The sequence below is a fragment of the Nostoc sp. LEGE 12447 genome, assembly GCF_015206985.1.
Lineage (GTDB): Bacteria > Cyanobacteriota > Cyanobacteriia > Cyanobacteriales > Nostocaceae > Nostoc.
Map to the genome: position 1 here is coordinate 338,127 of NZ_JADEXT010000002.1, position 19,589 is coordinate 357,715.

Sequence of the window (19,589 nt, forward strand, 5' to 3'; positions counted from 1 at the left end):
ATTTAATTTAGTTATGCAAATTAGATGTTTTTTGGCTTAGTCTAAAAGTTAACCGCCACGTTTTAGTGCGGCCTCAACCTGCTGTAATTCCTTCTCTAAACGATTTTTGAGTTTTTCGGGTACGGGACGATTTGGGTAAGAACTGTAGTGTCCAGCCAGGGAATTAAGGGCTGTCCGCATGGTTGTAAAGGAACCAAGACCAGAAACAGAGTTAACTCGCTGATAGCGAGCCGAAAAGTCATTAATTTTCTGACGCGCTTCTGCTTGAACTGCTGTTTTGTCTGATGAATCTTGTGATAGATTCAGAGCCTGTCTCATCACATTGACTACAGCTAAGGTATCTTGGCGATAATCCCCAGTCAAACTATCTGGACTGCCAGAACAGCCCATTAAGCCGATAGACACAACCAAAACCAGCGCAAGCAAACGCGACCAATAGCGCTTCATATGCATTAATTAAAAGAATACGTAAATCAACGTCCATCCTATCTTGGATTGGTAACTTGGGGATCAATTGAATGGTGACTAGGAAGTTGGTAAGGGCTATTTCATTCCCTAAAAGGCTTTCATTTACAAGCATCTTGGGCAAAAAATTAGGTGATTAAAAAATCTGATTGGATAATTATCATAGTCATGGTTTCTCTGCCAGATGCTACGCGCATAGTTTGCTTCGCCGTATAAGTACAGCAACACACTTAAATTTACTTGTTGAGGTGGTAGCTTTTCGATTACCAACTGGGTGCAGATTTCTCGCTTAGACTCTTGACAATATTCCTGTGACAGTTGGTGAGTAGGGATTTCAATCGCCAATTCGACGAAATCTTCACAAGAGATAATGCTTTCGTTCTGGACTTACTACCTAGAGTGAGAGCAACAGTTTTCAGTCTATGGAAAATAGTAGCTTGCGAGTTAGATTTATAAAATGAGAGGTTATACCGTTTCTTTGTGAAGCTGCATATATTTACCCCCCGGCTGTCGCCGTCCCCCCTTGCCAAGGCTACCGTGTATACACAAGTTGAGTTGGGAATCACATAGATACAAAAGAACGGAAAATTTTTTTAAAATCCAAGATTATCCGTTAAATCTCTATCAATAAGCTGACACTATTGATAATTAGCTTGCTCGGTTCAAAACCTTGCCTACTAAGGCTTGTATCCTACCAGGCAAGGATTTTAGGACTTGTGTATACACAGTAGCTTGCCAAGGGGGGACTACAGGGGGGTCTTGTTATGTGCATCTTCATAGAGAATTGGTATTAAAACTATTTAATCAACTGACTTCCCTTGCCTCAATCTCTGCAATTTCAGCATCGTAATACATATCATTAACCACAAAAAGCCAACTCCATAACCTGCAATTATGTCTGTGGGCCAATGGACTCCTAAATATAAACGGCTAATACCAATAGCAGCAATTAAAATAACTGTCAAACTGTAAATTAACTTGGCAAAACGAGGATAATGAGTTGCCAATTCGTGAGCAATAAAACCATAAAGCACCATAGAGCCAAGTGCATGACCGCTAGGAAAACTAAAAGATTTTTCAGAAATTAATTGATGCCAGAGTTCCGGGCGAGGTTTAGAAAAAAATAACTTTAGCCCTGTATTTAAAATGAATGCTCCCAGGCAAGCAAGTAGAAAAAATCTTGCTTCTTCTCGATAACGTCGCCACCAAAGTAATAATAGATTAACGCCGACAACGATGACTACTGTTGTAGGATTACCAAGATTTGTAATAAACAGCATTAAATTATCTAAATTTGGATTGGCAAACTGATGTAGCCATAACAGAAAAGTAGTATCAAATCTAAAAGCATCTCGCTCTAAAACCTCTTCAGCCAGTTGTGCTAAAACAAAAAGGATGAGAAGACAACTAGTAAGTCCAACAATACCAATTGTCGCAATTAAGGGAGCCAAACGAGGGTGTATATGACGTAACCAGAAGTTAGAAATTTTTCGAATCATACTTTAATATCATTTTTTTCGCTGCACCTCTGGGGTTAAAAAGTAATTTATTTAACCCCAGAGGTGCAGAGAAAACAGAGTAAAGAGATTGGAAAGGAATTTTTTAACTAAAATTTTTATCCACCTTGAAAAGGCTACTCCTAACTCTTAAATCCTAACTTTTTGATAAAGAGTCTCACGTTGTTGATAAGGTCGTCCTAAAGAAGCGATCGCAGTTTCTAAAGTTTCCACTTCCATACATGTACCGCCCAAAGCACCCGCCATTGTGGTGATATGCTCCTCCATCAAGGTGCCACCGATATCGTTGCAACCCCAAATTAGGGCTTCGGTTGCACCTGCAAGCCCCAGTTTTACCCAACTCTGCTGATGGTTGGGAATCCAATTACCCAAGTAAATCCGCGCCACAGCGCCTAGCAGCAGCGCATCGCTTAAAACTGGTTGATCGCGTCCAACACGGCGACGTAAGGGTTTGGGCGCTTCTTGACCAACAAAGGGTAATAAAATAAACTCTGTGATCTTTGCCGGATATCCCTGATTAATGGCGGTTTGTTGGAGCGATCGCAATTTTTCTAAATGCCCAATTTGCTGCTCGTGGGTTTCAATATGCCCAGATAACATGGTGCTAGTGGTATGTAAGCCTAATTTATGAGCGGTGCTGACAATTTCTAGCCAAGTTGCTGTATTAATCTTCTCTGGACACAATATCCGCCTTACTTCATCGTCTAATACTTCTGCTGCTGTTCCTGGCATTGAGCCAACGCCAGCATCACGCAAAGCAATAATTACATCGGCATATTCAAGTCCATCAAGTCTGGCGATAAATTCCACTTCCTGGGGAGAAAAAGCATGGAGATGAATCTGCGGAAATTCCTGTTTGATGGTTTCCACTACCTTGAGATAGTAGGGCAAAGATTTACCATTTATCTGCGCTTGTGGATTTAACCCACCCTGCATACAGATTTCTGTAGCACCCCGTCGCACTGCATCTGTTGCCTTTTCCAAAATTTGCGCCGAATCTAACCAGTATGCACCGACATCACCATCATCTCGACGGAATGCACAAAAACTACAGTGCTGCTCACAAATATTAGTGAAGTTGATATTACGGTTAATTATGTATGTAACCGTATCGCCTGCTTGGGTATGGCGGAGTGTGTCTGATGTAGCACGAATTGCTGCGATCGCCTCTGGCTCAGTTTGTTGTAGCAATACCACTCCCTCTTGAGGAGATAAGTCATACCCCATCAAGGCACGCTCAAGAATTTTTTCAACAGCAATTTTTGTCAGCATTATTTCTTAATTTCTCAGTAAATTTTAATTTTATGATCTGGTAAATAATAAAATTTTACTTAATAAATACGCCAAGCTCTGGAAAATCCCAGCTAGATAAAATTTAAGTACCTTTCTGTTCTAGCCGCCACAGCCTACTATACTGGAAAACATCGACTAGTTTGTATTTTCTCTCGAGTTGATATCTAAATTCCTTAGAAGGATTATACAGAAATACCTCACTGAAACTATTAGGGATATTTGGCAGACTTGGTTCAATTACCAATTGCATCTGCACTCTCTGATCTAGCAGATGAACGAGAGACATTAAATCGCCAATATTTAGAGAATAATTACTACTAATTAATAGTGGGTTATTAGCTTTATTGATGATGCGAGCTATTTGAGGATTGGCATGGCTGCTTTTATTCCACCACGTCTCAGCTTGAGAACTGACGGCACAAGATAGAACTCCACTAGAAATTACTACTACCATTACTAATTGCCAAAATTTGCGGGCTATTAACTTAGAAGTAATAATTTGGGATGCTAGCAAGTAAGGAACAGCTAGCTGAATGCCTACATAGCACGGGATGACATATCTAGCTCGCAGACTGACCTTACCTCCAATAATCAAATCAGGCAATATGAAAGCTAAAGCAGGTACTCCACTTAAGATAAAAACAAATAACCAAACTCGTTTTCCTGCGTGATTATAAAGAAATAAGAATGAATATATTACCAAGATTAGTAGCAAGGGAATTAAAAATCGACCCCAGCGCAAAACTGGCAAATTCAAATCTCTAAAAAATGGTTCGTAGCGCCAGAAATCAGCAAATAAATAGCTAATATTGCTAATCCAACCAGAAATCAAAACTGACACAGATTGCCTTGTTTGAGTGCTGGTTGTTGTGCGTTGAATTTCAGATAAGCTGTTAATAATAGTTAAAATCCAAGGAACGAAAGCTAAAAACCCGACACTAGTTGCTATTAGATAAGCTTTAACGGTTTTGGTGAATCGAAAGCGCTCGATGGCAAATACATAAATACCGTAGGCAATCGCTAGCAACCCAGAAAACAAAAAGGTGTACAGTCCTAGTGCCACTGTTACTGCATAAATCCCCCAAAGCTTCTTACTACCTAGTCTTATTGCTCGCAGCAGTACAGCACTCTCTAGCAAAGTAGTCACCATCCACAAACCGAACTCCCTTGCCTCTTGGGCGTACAGTACATGGAAGGGCGAGACTGTTAGAAGGGCTACGCTGATCCATGCTGTTATAGGTGACTGAAATAATTCTAAGCACAACCAATAAATACAAGGAAAAGCTATTAAGCTAATTATGGCTGACAAGCTTCTCGTAATCGCTACTGAATTACCAAAAAACTGCATCCATAATCTAAGCATCACGTAATAGAGTGGAGGATGCTGGGCATCCTCCACCGCCAAAGAGTTGATTGTATTTATTAAACCTTTTTCAGAATTAGGCTGTTGATATTTTTGTATATCTCCAACAGCAAACACACGCCCATTAAACACTTTTTGAACAAATTCTGTCTTAGTATAACCAGAAATTCTTAATGAGGTATAAGCTTCATCATGCCAGTAGACTTTTCGATCTAGATAGGCAAAGCGAAAAAATATCCCTAATATTAACAAAATAATAATTAAAAATCGTAGCCAAATCGGAGGAGAATATTTTGCAATTATTGATTGTCTGTTTATCATAAATATCGGACTATAGCGTAGATTAAAAGTTCATAAAGTCCAGTATTCGTAGTTTTTAAAGCACTCTTTTAGATGTTAATAATTAATAATTTAAAAGCCATTGTAATCATATAGATCGTAGACGAGCTTTGTAATTAATTAACAATAAAATAGGCAATTAAGAGAATTTATAGTAAGGGCAGGAGCCGCTTACTATAAGCAAATTTAATTAATTTGAAATTGCGTAATTTAGTTGACTTACTTAATCCCCATTGTTATATTGATTAGCTGGAATTCTCACTAAAACATTGGATTTTACTAATTTTCCCTTGCTTGTGGTGTTCGCCGATGCTGTATTAGTAACCCGATCGCCATACCAATGCCGACAAAGGCTGTAAAGTAGAATAAACCAATCAATCGGATATAAATTGGTGGTGCGATCGCTTTAACTTCCACTTCTTGCGCTACTTTCACTGGTGCAAATTGACGGTTAGATCCTGGTAGAGGAGTTGCTTCCACCTCGATTTTGTGGGGTGAACCATCAAAAAACTGTTCAAGCCATGTTAACTTACCTTGCTCGTCGGGAATACCTTTGTAGTCAAAGACTGTTAAATTATGTTCTGTGGCGATCGCTTTTACTTGCAACGCTACATCTGTGATCGGTTGTCCGGTTGCTGTATCTTTCAGTTGTAGTGCTAAATTCGCAAGTTTTCCGACAGTTGCGTTTTTATCTCCGTCAAGGCTAATTTCCAATCCCTGAGATTTCTGAGATGATGGTGCAATTACTTCGGTACTACTTTGGTGGTGTTCGCTGCCATGAGCTTCTGCAACTTCTGCACTAATATTGATAACTAATAGGGTTACTATAGCCACTACTGTCAATGCACTTAATAAAAGGCGTACTGACTGTGGTGCAATTTCTCCTTGTTGTAGTTCTCCTTGTCCGCCAATAACCCAGCCACCTAACAATCCAAGTGATAGTAAAATAGCTGCGATAACCACAAAATATTTATATTTGGTTGGATTTTCATGGACATTCAGATTTAAAGTTTGTTGATATGGAGCAAAAGCATTTGCTACTAAAGGTGACACATTTACCATTAGTTGGTAGTTACCACGAATAGGTAACATCTGCTGAATTTCTAGCTTACCATCAGGTGCAGTAGCATTCATTTGCAGCAATTTTGTTCCCTCAACAATAGGGAAATCTGTTGTTAGCCAAGGATTACGCGGTGGTGTTAGAATTTGTAAGCTAATTTTGGTATTTTCTAAATGTTTACCCGCAGCATCAACAGCTTGTAAAGTCAGGGTAAGAGGAGATTGTGGTTTTTCTGCCTCTGCTTCAAAGGGAAGAATACGTTCTAAAGGTGGGTTGGTAGAGAGTAGCACTCTGGATGTAGGAGTTTGGGAATTCCCTACAAAGGAATAAAGAATTGACAAGGTAATGCAAACAGCACTGATAACCCCAAAAAGTCGATATTTTTTCATAAAAACTGACGGTAAATGTGAAACTTTTGTACTTTTTACAACTTAAAGCTCAATAGCAGTGGATGAAACTTACTCTATATTTTTATTACCAAGTAAAAGAATTATTCATAAATTCAGACACCATTCAAAATACAGTTAAGGTAATGTGGAGATGAAAAAAAGCATCTCTACATTACCTAAAATTTATTCCAAGCAAAAACACTCGTGCGAAACCTGCGATATTTTAGCGTTGTAACTTTGTTATGTTAACTAGCAAAGTTTTTCATTCACCTAAAAAATCTTGGGATTATGATAATTTAGTGACATGCAACGCCTAATGTATGGTGACGCGCTGAGTGTGCTGTGTTATGAACCGCAGGATAGGTGGAGAACAAAACAGTCCATATAACTAAAGAAGATAGCAACATATAAAGTGTTACCTGCACAGGCTTGGATAAGGTAATACCTGCGGTCTTGTGCAATACTGACATTTGAGAAAAAGTAGTCATTTTTGACCTCCTATAATTAATTTGGGTAATTTATCAATCAAAAGGCATGATGCCACTTGATTGGAAAAAGATATACGATCAACTTTGGATTTGACAAGTGTGTATCAAATGTATTGTGTAATTCGACTTTAGTGAATACTATACTATCCTTTGAACATCGGCTCATCAGGATGTAGAAATCTCCACATAAAATCCATACAAATAACAAAAGAATGACACATGGATTTGAATGACGGCATTTTCAAAGCTGATAACACGAAGGTAACAGATTAAAATTAAAAATCAAAAATGCTCATGTTACCAAGCATCCAAAATTCCTTGAAATGTAATTGATGTTATCTCTAAGCCAATTAAATACACTACTGATTACCGATATTTGCTTGCTTGTGTCTATATCCAAGATGCTATTATACTCATTGTTTGTACGACAGGTATTGCTGAAGCAATAAGCATATCAGGAATAGGTATAAAACAGTTAGGTTTTGCTAAACATAATTTATACATAATTTAAACGTAATAATACTGTTGAAATAAAGCAAGTTTGGCTAGAATTTTCAAAGACTGATTCTAGCTCGATCTAGATTTAGGAACCTAAATAACAGCTTTTAAGCACTATCAAATTATTGACAATAATTATTAATTCCTCTAAGCTTTAAAAGCAATTGCAAATCTTTTGCAATTCTTTTTTGGTGCTAACCGTAACTAAATGTCATGCCCAACAACTTCGCTCTAGGTAACGGAAAGCCTTGGAGCCGCCGTCAATTATTGAAGCTGGGCCTAGCAGGTGCTGGAGTGACTGGTGCAGCTGGACTTTGGCAGATGCTAAATCTACAAAGTAAGTCAATCGTTAAAGTGCCACCATTCAATAGGTCAGCACCAGACGATGTTACTAACCCGATGAAGATGTTAAGGGATTTTGATTATGGGACGGTAAAGCAAGAAAATGGACAGACTATCCGGGAATTTCAGCTAACTGCGGGTACTTCCATCATAAAGCTCAATAGTGCTGTCTCTTACAACATCTGGGACTTAAATGGTCGCATACCAGGCCCAACGTTACGGGCGAAACAGGGCGATCGCATTCGGATACTATTTCTCAATAATGCAGGACATTCTCACTCTTTGCATTTTCATGGGGTTCATCCGGCGGAAATGGATGGTGTTCGCCCAATCAGCAATGGTAGCGCCACAATTTATGAATTTGATGCTGAACCTTATGGCGTTCACTTATACCACTGCCATATTGAACCCGTCACCCGTCACATTGCCAAAGGACTGTACGGGATGTTTATCATCGATCCACCTACTCCCCGTCCCCCGGCTGATGAGATTGTACTAGTGATGGGTGGGTATGACGTAAATGATGACAGTCATAACGATTATTATGCTTTCAATGGTTTGCCCCACTATTACATGCATAATCCCATTCCTATTTACAAGGATCAGTTGATTAGGCTGTATGTTCTCAACATTATTGAATACGATCCGGCAGTGACGTTTCATCTCCACGCCAATTTCTTTGATGTCTATCGCTATGGCATGAGTATGACTCCTAGCGAGAAAACTGATGTGATTACGATGGGTGTAGCAGAAAGGCACATCTTGGAATTTGCTTTTCGCTACCCAGGTAAGTATATGTTCCATCCCCATCAGGATGCGATCGCAGAAAACGGTTGCATGGGTCAATTTGAAGTACTTACTGAGAGCAACTCTCAAAATACTGTTAAAAATTCTTAAATAAATAATTTGTTATTAATTTCTTAAAATTTTAGTTCAACTAGTTGATAACAACTGTCATTATATGTCAAAGTAAAGTCTACTACAACGTGTCAAACAAACTAGCTTCTACTAATAGTTTGAAATGTTTCAATTAATACCTTTTTATTTGTGTGAGGAGCAAAAATGATAAAAGTTCGTTATATCTGCTTAACTGTTGCAACTGCGGCAATAATTACCTTGAGTTCCTGTAGCAGTACACCAACCGCAGAAAATCCATCAGCACCAGTTGTTAGTACCCCAGCTACAGAGGCAGTCAGTAATAACAGTCATAGCGGTCATGGTAGCAAAGAAAAAATTAACATTAACACTGCTATTTTGTCAGAATTAGATAAGTTTGAAGCCAAACTAGGTGTTCCAGCTTTATCTAACAAAATCCAGGCAGGTCGTCCTTATGGCAGCCCAGAAGATTTAGTTACTAAAAAAGTAATTACTCAAGAACAATTTGACCAAATTAAAGACCAGGTTGGTGTTCAAGAAGTGGCACTCACAGGTGAGGCGAAAGATGTTGACTACATGAGTAAATTGGGCTTAATGAAAGGGCATCTTTTGGTAGCACAAGAGCTGCTAGATCAGAATCAGCCAAAACAAGCAGAACCTCATATTGGACATCCAGTTGAGGAAATTTATGTTGATGTAGAAGACCAATTAAATGAGCGCAAAGTCAAAGAATTTAAGACAACATTAGTGAGTTTGCAAGATTTAGTAAAATCTAGTCCGAAGGATAGCAAAGTTAAAACTAATTTTACTTCTTCAGTGCAAGCAGTTGACGGAGCGATCGCAGCTTTGCCAGAAGCTCAACGCTCAAAACCAGGATTTGTGCTACAGGTAATTAACGAACTGCTAGATTCAGCTAACTCCGAATATGGCGCTGCGATCGCAAATGGTAAAATAACCGCGCCAATTGAGTATCAAGACTCCCGTGGTTTTGTCGTTTACGCCAATGATTTATACAAAGGAATTTCTAGTCAAGTAGCTCAAGCAGATCCCGAAGCGCACAAAGCGATCGATTCTAGTTTTGCTGAACTAATAAAAGTTTGGCCCGCCGCCATCCCACCAGCAAAAGCAGTCAAAACACCTAATGATGTCACCAAGCTGGTAAAAACCATTGAGGAAAACTCTCAAAAAGTAGTTGACAAATCCAATACCCAAGCACAGCGATAACACTTTGTTTTAATGGAAAGCTGATGCGAAGGAGTTTAAAATGATGAAATCGTTAAGAGTTAGGGGTTATGAATTAAGAGTCCTGAGTTAAGAATCCCGATTTGCTAACTCTTGACTTCCAACTCCTCACTCCTAACTCCTAACTTCTACCTAATTACACTCCATTCGTTACTTGAACTAAGAACTGATGCAAGAACTTGACTATAAAAAGACTATCGACTTGCTGAACGCCATCATGGAATTTGAACTAGCAGGAGTAGTGCGTTATACACATTATTCTTTGATGGTGACTGGCCCTAACCGTATTCCAATTGTGGCTTTTTTCAAAGCACAGGCAAGCGAGTCTTTACTTCATGCTGAACAAGTAGGAGAAATTCTCACCGGTTTAGATGGGCATCCCTCCCTGAAAATTGCCCCAATGGAAGAAACTTACCAGCATAAAGTCAAGGATATCTTGGAAGAAAGCTTATCTCACGAAAAAAAGGCATTGGATCTGTATAAAAATCTGCTCGAAACTGTCACCAATGCTAGTATTTATCTGGAAGAATTCGCTCGCGGCATGATTGGACAAGAAGAGATGCATAATCTCGAACTGAAAAAGATGCTACGCGATTTTAGCTAATAGTCATTAGTCATTAGTCATTAGTCATTGGTCATTGGTCATTAGTTAAAAACAAATTCAAATGACAAAGGACAACTGACTAATGACAAAAGACAAAAGACAAAGGACAAAAAATGAATTTTAGTACTGCTCTACCTACTTTTATAATCACACTCCGAGAAGGAGTAGAAGCGGCCCTTGTTGTTGGTATTGTGCTAGCGTTGCTAAAAAAAGCTAAACAATCCCGACTCAACTCTTGGGTATATGCTGGTATCGGCGTTGGCATTGTTGTCAGTGCTTTTATAGGTGTGCTATTCAGTTGGGTAATTCAAATACTGGGAGCCGCGAATCCTCAATACACCTCGGTAGTTGAGCCAGCCTTGGAAGGTGTATTTAGCGTATTAGCGATCGCAATGCTCAGTTGGATGCTAATCTGGATGACTAAACAAGCCAGATTCATGAAAGCTACGGTTGAGGGAGCAGTAACAGAAGCGCTGACACAAAACTCAAATGCTGGCTGGGGTGTTTTTACTTTAATTTTAATTGCCGTTGTCCGTGAAGGCTTTGAAACTGTTCTGTTCGTTGCTGCTAATTTTCAACAGGGATTAATGCCAGCATTGGGTGCTATTGCTGGTTTGGTAGCAGCAACAGCCATTGGAGTGCTGCTATTTAAATGGGGTGTCAAAATTAACATCCGCCAGTTTTTCCAGGTAATGGGCGTTTTCTTAGTGTTGATTGTGGCTGGGTTGGTAGTTTCAAGCTTGAAACACTTTGACGAAGCTGTGGCTAACCTTGCCCTTAGCAGTCGTTCCACAGAAAGCTTTTGTTTCTATTACGAACGTTTTACAAAAGTCCACTCCTGTATTTTGGGGCCAATGGTTGCAAATACTTCCACAATCTTGCCTGACGAACAATTTCCTGGGATTATTCTCAAATCTTTATTTGGTTACAGAGACAATCTCTATCTTGTACAAGCAGTGGGATATGTGACCTTTTTACTTACCATTGGAGGATTGTATTTCCGCAGCCTTGGAGGTGCTTCTCCTGAAGGTAAAAAAAATATCCCCTTTGGTCAAAAACCGATTAGTTCTGCAAAAGATTAAAAGCACAAGCAACGATAACCCCGATTTATTAAATAAGTCGGGGTTCTGAGGTCTTACAATTTTCATAAATTAAATTAAGATTACTAATTATATTTAATTCAACTAAGTGCCCTGTGGTGCAAACAACACTTGCTTAAGCTGCTGACAAGTCTTTTCAATTGCATCTATACTACCCGGATTCACCAAACCAAAATAATCAAACACATAAACTCGGTTATTTTTAGTTGCTTGTAGTTGCTGCCAAAAAGCTTCCTTCTTCAGCGAATCTAAAAGTGCTGCTTCTGAATTCCCTTGTGGGGGATTAACCAAAATTATCACCTCTGGATTTGCTTCTAAAACTTTCTCAGCAGAAAGCGTCACATAACCACCAATTGGACTCTTTCCTTGTAAATCTGCTGCTATATTTTTTGCCTGAAATTTTGCCAACAAATCCCCAGCCCAACTATTTTTATTCGGCGCTAAGATTGGTTGACGACTAACCAGTGCTAGAGTAGAAAAACCCTGAGTTGGCTTTTTTGGCAAGAAAGTTTTATAACGATTTAACAAAGGCAGAGGATCGGCATCAATTTTTTTAGCAAGGGTTTTAGTAAGTTCTTCTAGAGATTCCCAGTTATTCACCTTAGTGAGAAAGGTGTTAATTCCTAGCTGCTGAAGTTTTTGAATTGGGATGTTAGAAAAACCTTCTGCACCAATAACTAAATCTGGCTTTAGTGCCACAACTTTTTCTAAGTTTGGTGGGTTTTGTCCTTCACTAACACGGGGAATATCTTTGAATCTTGAGTCATTTTTAAATAATTTACTACCAATGATTCCGACAATTTTGGTTGAATTAAGTCGAGAGATGATATCCGCAGAAAGAGAAGAAAGAGCAACAACTCTTTTTATCGATCCTGTTGGTAGTTGTTGAGAATTTGCGTTGATTGTCTCAGTAGGGTTTGTGACTTTTATTTGTGACTGCTGAGTGGTTGGAGTCGTGCAAGCAGCTAAAACTATACTCATAAAAAGTGCTAAAGCAGATAATAGCCAACGACGATGCATATTAAAATTCCTTCTTGGGTAAGAATTGCATAAGAAGCATACTTAGCAACACATTCAAAAATCGTAAATGTAGCTTTTAGCAATATAGCTATAAAGTACCAAACTGGATCAACGAAGCCAGAGATTGAAAAGATGTCGCTAATGACAAGAGCTAAAAGTCAACCTATTCTTGTTTCAAAAAAACTACTAGCTTTGGCAGATTTTCACTAACTAAGGTAGAGGCGCAATCTACCCAATAGTAGACTAAACTTGCTTTGTATTCAGATGTTTTATACTTCCTTATATACGTTTATGTCTTTATAAAAAAATGCGGCAACACAAATAGGGCTTAGGCAGTCTTGAAAAAATAGGTTTTAAACCCTTAATGTTTACTTATATAATTCGATACACGTTACCTACAATTATCTGAATTGGGGTCGATGATTATTGTGTCCATCTACTGGAAGATATGTCTAACCATCCTTTAAGCTTTGCAAGATCAACATTATTTTGGCGGCGTATATTCGCTGTTGTTTTCACTAGTAGTTCGTTGCTGCCCAATTTTGGAGCCGAACCAGCAAGGGCGCAAGTAACCCAATATTGCCAGTTATCATCGTCGGCGGCGAAAGAAAAAGAAAACTTACGTTTATCAGCTCTTAAAGGCAATCAAGATGCCCAAACCCGCTACCAAAACTTAATCAAAAAACAGGCACAGGAATTACAGCAGTGCCGCACTCGCACTTGGCCACAAATCCAAGCTGTCTGGTTACGCTTGTATCCCTGTGATATTCAGCCAGGAATAGTTGACCAGATTATGGATCGGATTGTCAACCGTGGCTATAACCAAGTGTATGTGGAAGTATTTTATGACGGGCAGGCATTATTGCCAGCAAAAGCTAACCCGACGGCTTGGCCTTCTGTAATTCGCACTCCAGGGACAGAAAACATCGATATACTCGCCACAGCAATTCAAAAAGGTCGGCAACGTGGTTTGAAAGTCTACGCCTGGATGTTTACTAACAATTTCGGCTATACTTACGCCCAGCGACGAGATAGAGAAAGTGCGATCGCCCGAAATGGCAAAGGTCAAACAAGCCTATATGTCGTAGATAACGGCTCTCAAGTATTTATCGACCCCTACAACTCGCAAGCAAAAAGCGACTACTACCAATTAGTAAAAGAAGTTTTGCGCCGTCGTCCAGATGGCTTGCTATTAGACTATGTGCGCTATCCCCGACAAGCAGGAAGTGATTCCATCGCCACCAAAGTTTCAGATTTATGGCTATTTAGTCCTGCAATTCAAGAAGCTTTATTTAAACGGGCACTGAATTACAAAGGACTGGACTTAATTCGACGCTATTTGAGCAAGGGATATGTCACCGCCGGAGATATCGCGGAAATTGATAAACTTTATCCCCAGGAAGGGGAACCGCTTTGGCAAGGACGCATTCCCCCAGCAGCGCAAAAATCAATTCTGTCTGCAACCGACAGACAACCACTTTTGCAATGGGAATTGTGGCAGCTAGCAGTTGCTCACGCTATGCAAGGAATTCTAGATTTTGTCAATATAGCCAGTTACCCAGCAAAGCAGCAAGGTGTTTCTACGGGAGTAGTGTTTTTCCCTGATGGCAACCAAACTGTAGGACAAGGGTATGATTCTCGCTTACAACCTTGGGATCGCTTCCCTACTACATTAGAGTGGCATCCCATGTCTTATGGGAATTGCGGTAATGTCAGTTGTATTGTGGCGCAAGTGAAACGGGTTTTGAGTATGACAAAACCAGGTACAAAAGTGATTCCAGCTTTAGCAGGCAAATGGGGAGAATCGGTCAGTAATCGTCCATCCCTTGAAGTGCAAATGCAGGCACTCCGACAATTTGCGCCCCAACTGAAGGGAGTTAGCCATTTTGCCTATTCTTGGCAATATCCTGAGAATGATAACGATCGCAAATTTTGTCGCATTCGTTAAATAATATAATTCAGGACGGGCTAAATGCCCCGCTACCGCTAACAGAATTCAGAAGGAAAATTTCCCTCATTTCTTTTATTCCCACTAATTGATTCTGAATTCTGAAGCTTCTTCAACTAAACTTAAAGCCAAATCTTCTGGTGTATTACAGTTAAACAGCATTTCGGGTTTTGCTAAAGGCAAAACTTCCACAGGATATTGCCGAAGCAATTGTTGAAACGATCGCCCCCCTTGGTTGATAAACTCTAAGAGTTGTGGCAAACAGCGACGGCGATAGAAACCACACAGAGGTTCCCAACCTTTAGGATGATGAGCTAAAGCTGCGATCGCATCATCCCCCACGTTATCAAGTCTAGTTACCCATTCTTGCAACACCTCAACTCGCAACCTTGGTAAATCGCAAGCCAGGAGTAATACCCATTCTGTCTGCACTTCGGCTAGTCCTTGAGCAAAACCAACTAAAGGCCCATGAGCGAGGGATTCTCCAGATAAAGGTACTTCTCGAATAAATTGGCAACCAGGCAAAAGCAAATCTTGATAGCGTTCTGGCCAGGGAGTGATTATATAAACAGTATCGCTACAGCTTTGAGCAATGCTACAAACTCGCTGTAACAACGGCATCCCTTCAATGGGAATTAAGGCTTTATCTTGACCCATGCGAGAACTTTTACCACCTGCTAATACAATTGCTGTTAATTCGCTTCTGGTCGTCATATTTATACATCGAATCGGGGTCTGGGTACTAAGAACTGGAGAGTAGGCACCAAACAAACAAAGAGAATAACCCCATGCCCCATGCCCATCATCCCCTATTCTGACTTTTCTCTACTTGCTGCAATAAATGCTCTACATTTTCTGCTGGTGCAAGACACTTCAAACCTTGGCAAACTAACCCAACGCTTCCCTCTGGTAAATCAGATGTTACGGCAAATACAGCTGTTGGTAGAAACTTGGGGATCAGCGAGTTTATTTGCTCAGTAGTGCTACGAATCAAGGTAGAATTACGATACCAATCCAAAGCTGTAAACAAGCTGGGACAAGCTTGGGGAGCGCGATGCATTACACTCTTAAAAGCTTTCAAACCAAGTTCCGCTAAATCCAAATAATCTAGATTATCGGTGAGTAAAGCGAGACGGACAAGATTAGCGATCGCAATTCCATTAGCTGATGGTGTAGCATTATCCACGTAACTGCGTTCTCTGACAATTAAATCTTGACTAGAATTACTTGATGTGTTATGGTAACCGCCTAATTCCACACTCCAGAGAAATTCGTTAAATTCATCTTGGATAGCGATCGCATTTTCTAACCATTGCTGATTCTCAGGGTTGGAAGCTTGTAAATCTAGCAGAGCTTTAATAAAAAAGGCGTAATCTTCAGACTGCGCTAACACAGTCGGTTCGCCTTGATAGTTGAGTCGCTGAAAACGCCCATCAACAAACTGATTTTCCAAGATAAAATTCGCCGCTCGTGCTGCTAATTCCAAATATGATGGTTGTTGGAAAACGCCAGCAGCCTTAGCTAGCCCAGAAATTATTAAGCTATTCCAGGCGACAATCATTTTCGTATCTGTCACCGAGGGAATGCGACCTGGCCAATTAGTGGTTTTTGCTTCCTCGTTGTTACGAGCCGGGGGAAAAGTTTCTAGCGACTCAGAACTAACGCCATAGCGAACAATAAACAGCTTATTCAGTGAGGTTTCTAGCGTTGCACTCAGTTTGCCTAAATTCCTTCTTTGTAAAACATTACGTCCTTCAAAGTTGCCGTTAGGGGTAACAGTAAATTGTTGTTGTAATTCCGTTAATTCTTCAGGCGTTAATAGTTCTTGGACTTCGCTGTAACTCCAAACATAAAAGGCTCCTTCTTCTGGTTCTACTGCTGTGGCTTGGGTGAAGCTATCGGCATCTTGAGAAGCATAGAAGTAACCTTCCGGTGCGGTCATTTCTCGCTTTAGCCATTGTACAGTACCAGCAACTGCTCTCTCAAACGCTGGTTCCTGTACTCCTGCACTCCATAAATTTACTAGATACTCCACAATCTGTCCATTGTCGTAGAGCATCTTTTCAAAATGCGGTACTGTCCAAGTCGGGTCAACAGTATAGCGATGAAAACCACCACCTACATGGTCATAAATGCCTCCCAGCGCTAAGTCTAGTCCTCGCTGGGTACAAACTTGCTTGCCATCATAACGAGATTCAAAATTAAATCGAGTTCCCCGCAGTGCTAATTCTGTATAGGGAATCATCGGAAAGCTATTACCAGATTGACCAGGAGTAATTACACCTGTGCTGGTTTCCCAACCTTGGCGGAGTAATTCGCGGTCTTCAAGCTCAGTTGTTGTACCGTCTTGCAACACCGCAGACGTGAGCAGGGACTCGATAATTAAGGCTTTACGTTGTTGTAATTCTGCTTTTTCGGTGTCGTAATAACGGCGAAGGGCTTGCAACACCTGCAAAAATCCAGGACGACCATAGCGCGGGTCTACAGAGAAATAAGTCCCAGCGTAAAACGGCACTAAATCTTCTGGGGAAAGAAAGATATTCAAAGGCCAACCCCCCTGACCGCTCATCATCTGCAAAGCTTGCATATAGATGCTATCGAGGTCAGGTCTTTCTTCCCTGTCTACTTTGATGGGAAGATAATTAGCATTCATGTAGTCAGCGATCGCACTATCAGAAAAAGCTTCGCCTTCCATGACAGTACACCAATGGCAACTAGAGTAGCCAATGGAAAGAAAAATCGGTTTATTTTGCGCCCTTGCAGTTGCAAGCGCTTCGTCACACCAAGGCCACCAATCAATGGGGTTTTCGGCGTGTTTGCGGAGATAGAGGCTCTTAGCTTGAGCAAGGCGATTAGTCATGATCAAATGCAAATAGTTGCCTTCTTTGCTCAGTCTACCTTGTTCCCAAGAGTGTTAACCTAGACAGCTATGTATATGCAAGATAATCCTACAAGCGACTTACCCCTCGGTTAGGAGTAGTACACATCATTGATATCGCCGACACCTGTGTAATTTGTGAACTATTTTTACTGAAAAGATCGCAATAGCAAGCTGACAATATTTGGTGGTGTTTCTGGCACAGGTGATGCTGTCTTTGACTGAATTAAAGCATTTGGGCTAAGTCCTGCTATCAGGTGGAGCAAGAAGGTGATGATGGCGGCTTGTATAAGTTTTTCCAGCATGGCACGTCTCTCTCTGAGGGGATAGCATTTCAATTAGGACTGGTTATTCTGAATACACCTCGTACTATCGATTTACCGAATCTAACAAAAATAACTTGATAATTGCCGAGGGAAATCCTAAAAAAATGTTTAAAATGTTACAGAAATTTAACACAAGTCCTTAAGCAAGTTTGATTTCGGTTATCGGTTTAATGACTACATCGCCAAAGTTATCTAACAAAGGTCGAGATCATGAAATTGGCGATAATTTAGAGTTTTTTGATTTGTTCTTCCCTGCATGGGATATTCTCTTAGACAGCTTTTGCGGCTAAAAAGTGCCCTTAAAGGTTGAAAAAGAGGTAAGAAAGCAGGGAGCAGGGAGCAGGGGGCAGGGAGCAAGGGAAAATGTTGAAGTAGGCAACAGAAGCAATTCATTTATAGGATTCGACCCCGGATGAATTGAAACCACTGAAGTTTCGTACCCTGCGGGAAGCTGACACAACAGTGTTCTTGTCCTAAAACCTTTCCCTAGTTGGTCGCGGCAGGAAACAGATAGCGCCGGCGGCAAGCGAGTCTGCGAGCGTCGGGCAGTTTTCCTCCTGCCTCCTGCCTTCCTCAATCAAAATTTAAGTTATCTGTTTGAGAACAGTAGAGATAAACCCCAGTTTCGTGCTGTCACCGATAAAATGTATTTAAAGTAGCCACAAACACGCTTCCATGATTCCTATCGTTATTGAACAATCGGGTCGAGGTGAACGCGCCTTTGACATCTACTCACGGCTGTTACGTGAGCGCATCATCTTTTTGGGACAACAAGTTGACAACAACATTGCTAACTTGATTGTTGCCCAACTGCTGTATTTGGATGCTGAAGACCCGGAGAAGGACATTTATATGTACATCAATTCTCCCGGTGGTTCGGTGACGGCTGGTATGGGCATTTTTGACACTATGAAACATATTCGCCCTGATGTCTGTACAATTTGTACCGGATTGGCGGCGAGTATGGGCGCTTTCCTTCTCAGCGCGGGTGCTAAGGGTAAGCGGATGAGTTTACCCCATTCTCGGATTATGATTCATCAACCTCTTGGTGGCGCTCAAGGACAGGCGACTGATATTGAAATTCAGGCGCGGGAGATTTTGTACCACAAGAAGCGGCTAAATGACTATTTAGCTGAACATACAGGTCAACCAATTGAGCGCATTGCTGAAGATACTGAACGTGACTTCTTCATGTCACCAGAGGAAGCTAGGGAATACGGTTTGATTGACCAAGTGATTGACCGCCACGCTGCTGGTAGCCGTCCAGCTGTTGCTGCTGTGAATTAATAGTCACGATTAATTAAATGGTGATTTACCACTTTTAATCCCCTTAAACCTCAAAAATAACCCCTCTTCAGTTATGAAGAGGGGTTATTTGAGTTAAAAACTTGATTTAGAAGTTGCAAATCAAAATCCTGCGCTTGGGTCTGGCTGAGATTGCAGGTATTTGAGAAATCCGTGTAATTCTTCTTCAGTTAGCAAAGTACGTCCCCGTTTACCGTAGGTTTTAATCAGATGCTCCCGTCCCTGTTCTGGTGTCCAGTTTAAACGCTGAAGTTCGACATCTGTTTTTGCAATTACATCAGATAAATCCACGGGTTCAGCTTTCTTCTTTCTCCTTACTGTGACTGACCGAGGGACTACATCCTCTTTCATCCAACATGATCGTTCGATTTCAGCATTAATTTCCCCTTGCTGTTGTGTCCAACATAACTGTTCGGTGTCAACATCAATTTTGGCAGTCACAACTTCATTTAACAGTTGTGATTCAAGATATTGAAGGAATTCTAGTAATTCTACTTCTGTAAGTAAAGTACGCGATCGCTTACCGTAACTTTTTT

16 protein-coding genes and 1 pseudogene are annotated in these 19,589 nt (G+C 40.6%); 6 read left to right on the forward strand and 11 right to left on the reverse strand.

Annotation, left to right across the window (positions count from 1 at the left end; translation table 11 throughout):
- Window positions 1–48: 48 nt before the first annotated feature.
- The 6 genes from psb27 to IQ274_RS37680 all read right to left on the reverse strand — a co-directional run bounded on the left by psb27 (window position 49) and on the right by IQ274_RS37680 (window position 6,914).
- On the reverse strand, window positions 49–453 hold the full coding sequence (psb27, locus tag IQ274_RS03895; protein WP_175586534.1) for a photosystem II protein Psb27: 405 nt from the start codon (window positions 451–453) through the stop codon (window positions 49–51).
- Window positions 454–1,265: 812 nt separating this feature from the next.
- Window positions 1,266–1,964 (reverse strand): phosphatase PAP2 family protein, encoded by a 699-nt coding sequence (locus tag IQ274_RS03900; RefSeq protein WP_163927482.1) that lies wholly within the window; start codon window positions 1,962–1,964, stop codon window positions 1,266–1,268.
- 147 nt (window positions 1,965–2,111) lie between these two features.
- Entirely contained in the window at window positions 2,112–3,254 is a 1,143-nt protein-coding gene (gene cofH, locus IQ274_RS03905) for a 7,8-didemethyl-8-hydroxy-5-deazariboflavin synthase subunit CofH (RefSeq protein ID WP_194141481.1), read from the reverse strand.
- A gap of 103 nt (window positions 3,255–3,357) precedes the next feature.
- Window positions 3,358–4,959 (reverse strand): glycosyltransferase family 39 protein, encoded by a 1,602-nt coding sequence (locus IQ274_RS03910; RefSeq protein ID WP_194141482.1) that lies wholly within the window; start codon window positions 4,957–4,959, stop codon window positions 3,358–3,360.
- A gap of 297 nt (window positions 4,960–5,256) precedes the next feature.
- Window positions 5,257–6,426: a hypothetical protein gene (locus IQ274_RS03915; RefSeq protein WP_194141483.1), complete on the reverse strand. Its 1,170-nt coding sequence runs from the start codon at window positions 6,424–6,426 to the stop codon at window positions 5,257–5,259.
- Window positions 6,427–6,722: 296 nt separating this feature from the next.
- Entirely contained in the window at window positions 6,723–6,914 is a 192-nt protein-coding gene (locus IQ274_RS37680) for a CbtB domain-containing protein (protein ID WP_012412434.1), read from the reverse strand.
- Between the two features lie 711 nt (window positions 6,915–7,625).
- On the opposite strand from IQ274_RS37680, the gene IQ274_RS03925 reads away from it, so the two are divergent.
- The 4 genes from IQ274_RS03925 (at window position 7,626) to IQ274_RS03940 (ending at window position 11,558) form a co-directional block, all read left to right on the forward strand.
- Window positions 7,626–8,651 carry a multicopper oxidase domain-containing protein gene (locus IQ274_RS03925; protein WP_194141484.1) on the forward strand — a complete coding sequence of 342 codons (1,026 nt, stop codon included), beginning with the start codon at window positions 7,626–7,628 and terminating at the stop codon, window positions 8,649–8,651.
- A gap of 165 nt (window positions 8,652–8,816) precedes the next feature.
- Window positions 8,817–9,854 carry a helix-hairpin-helix domain-containing protein gene (locus IQ274_RS03930; protein WP_194141485.1) on the forward strand — a complete coding sequence of 346 codons (1,038 nt, stop codon included), beginning with the start codon at window positions 8,817–8,819 and terminating at the stop codon, window positions 9,852–9,854.
- A 187-nt stretch (window positions 9,855–10,041) separates the two neighbouring features.
- Window positions 10,042–10,476, forward strand: a complete 435-nt coding sequence (locus tag IQ274_RS03935) for a ferritin-like domain-containing protein (RefSeq protein WP_012412436.1) — start codon at window positions 10,042–10,044, stop codon at window positions 10,474–10,476.
- Between the two features lie 113 nt (window positions 10,477–10,589).
- A complete protein-coding gene (locus IQ274_RS03940) occupies window positions 10,590–11,558 on the forward strand; it encodes an FTR1 family iron permease (RefSeq protein ID WP_194141486.1) in 969 nt (322 codons plus the stop codon).
- Between the two features lie 102 nt (window positions 11,559–11,660).
- On the opposite strand, the gene IQ274_RS03945 is transcribed toward IQ274_RS03940, so the two are convergent.
- A complete protein-coding gene (locus tag IQ274_RS03945; protein ID WP_194141487.1) occupies window positions 11,661–12,596 on the reverse strand; it encodes an ABC transporter substrate-binding protein in 936 nt (311 codons plus the stop codon).
- A 448-nt stretch (window positions 12,597–13,044) separates the two neighbouring features.
- Here IQ274_RS03945 and IQ274_RS03950 point away from each other — a divergent pair, with 448 nt between their 5' ends.
- Window positions 13,045–14,544 carry a family 10 glycosylhydrolase gene (locus IQ274_RS03950; RefSeq protein WP_194141488.1) on the forward strand — a complete coding sequence of 500 codons (1,500 nt, stop codon included), beginning with the start codon at window positions 13,045–13,047 and terminating at the stop codon, window positions 14,542–14,544.
- An 84-nt stretch (window positions 14,545–14,628) separates the two neighbouring features.
- On the opposite strand, the gene IQ274_RS03955 is transcribed toward IQ274_RS03950, so the two are convergent.
- The 3 genes from IQ274_RS03955 to IQ274_RS03965 all read right to left on the reverse strand — a co-directional run bounded on the left by IQ274_RS03955 (window position 14,629) and on the right by IQ274_RS03965 (window position 17,727).
- Window positions 14,629–15,258, reverse strand: coding sequence for a molybdenum cofactor guanylyltransferase (locus tag IQ274_RS03955; protein ID WP_194141489.1), 630 nt, complete (start codon window positions 15,256–15,258; stop codon window positions 14,629–14,631).
- Window positions 15,259–15,346: 88 nt separating this feature from the next.
- A complete protein-coding gene (locus IQ274_RS03960; protein ID WP_194141490.1) occupies window positions 15,347–17,404 on the reverse strand; it encodes a thioredoxin domain-containing protein in 2,058 nt (685 codons plus the stop codon).
- A 167-nt stretch (window positions 17,405–17,571) separates the two neighbouring features.
- A complete protein-coding gene (locus IQ274_RS03965) occupies window positions 17,572–17,727 on the reverse strand; it encodes a hypothetical protein (RefSeq protein WP_167306178.1) in 156 nt (51 codons plus the stop codon).
- A gap of 696 nt (window positions 17,728–18,423) precedes the next feature.
- Between IQ274_RS03965 and clpP the strand changes: the two genes are divergently transcribed.
- Entirely contained in the window at window positions 18,424–19,035 is a 612-nt protein-coding gene (clpP, locus tag IQ274_RS03970) for an ATP-dependent Clp endopeptidase proteolytic subunit ClpP (protein WP_114084336.1), read from the forward strand.
- A gap of 120 nt (window positions 19,036–19,155) precedes the next feature.
- Here the strand turns inward: clpP and IQ274_RS03975 are convergent.
- Window positions 19,156–19,374, reverse strand: a pseudogene (locus tag IQ274_RS03975) (hypothetical protein); the annotation flags it as partial.
- Window positions 19,375–19,589 lie beyond the last annotated feature (215 nt).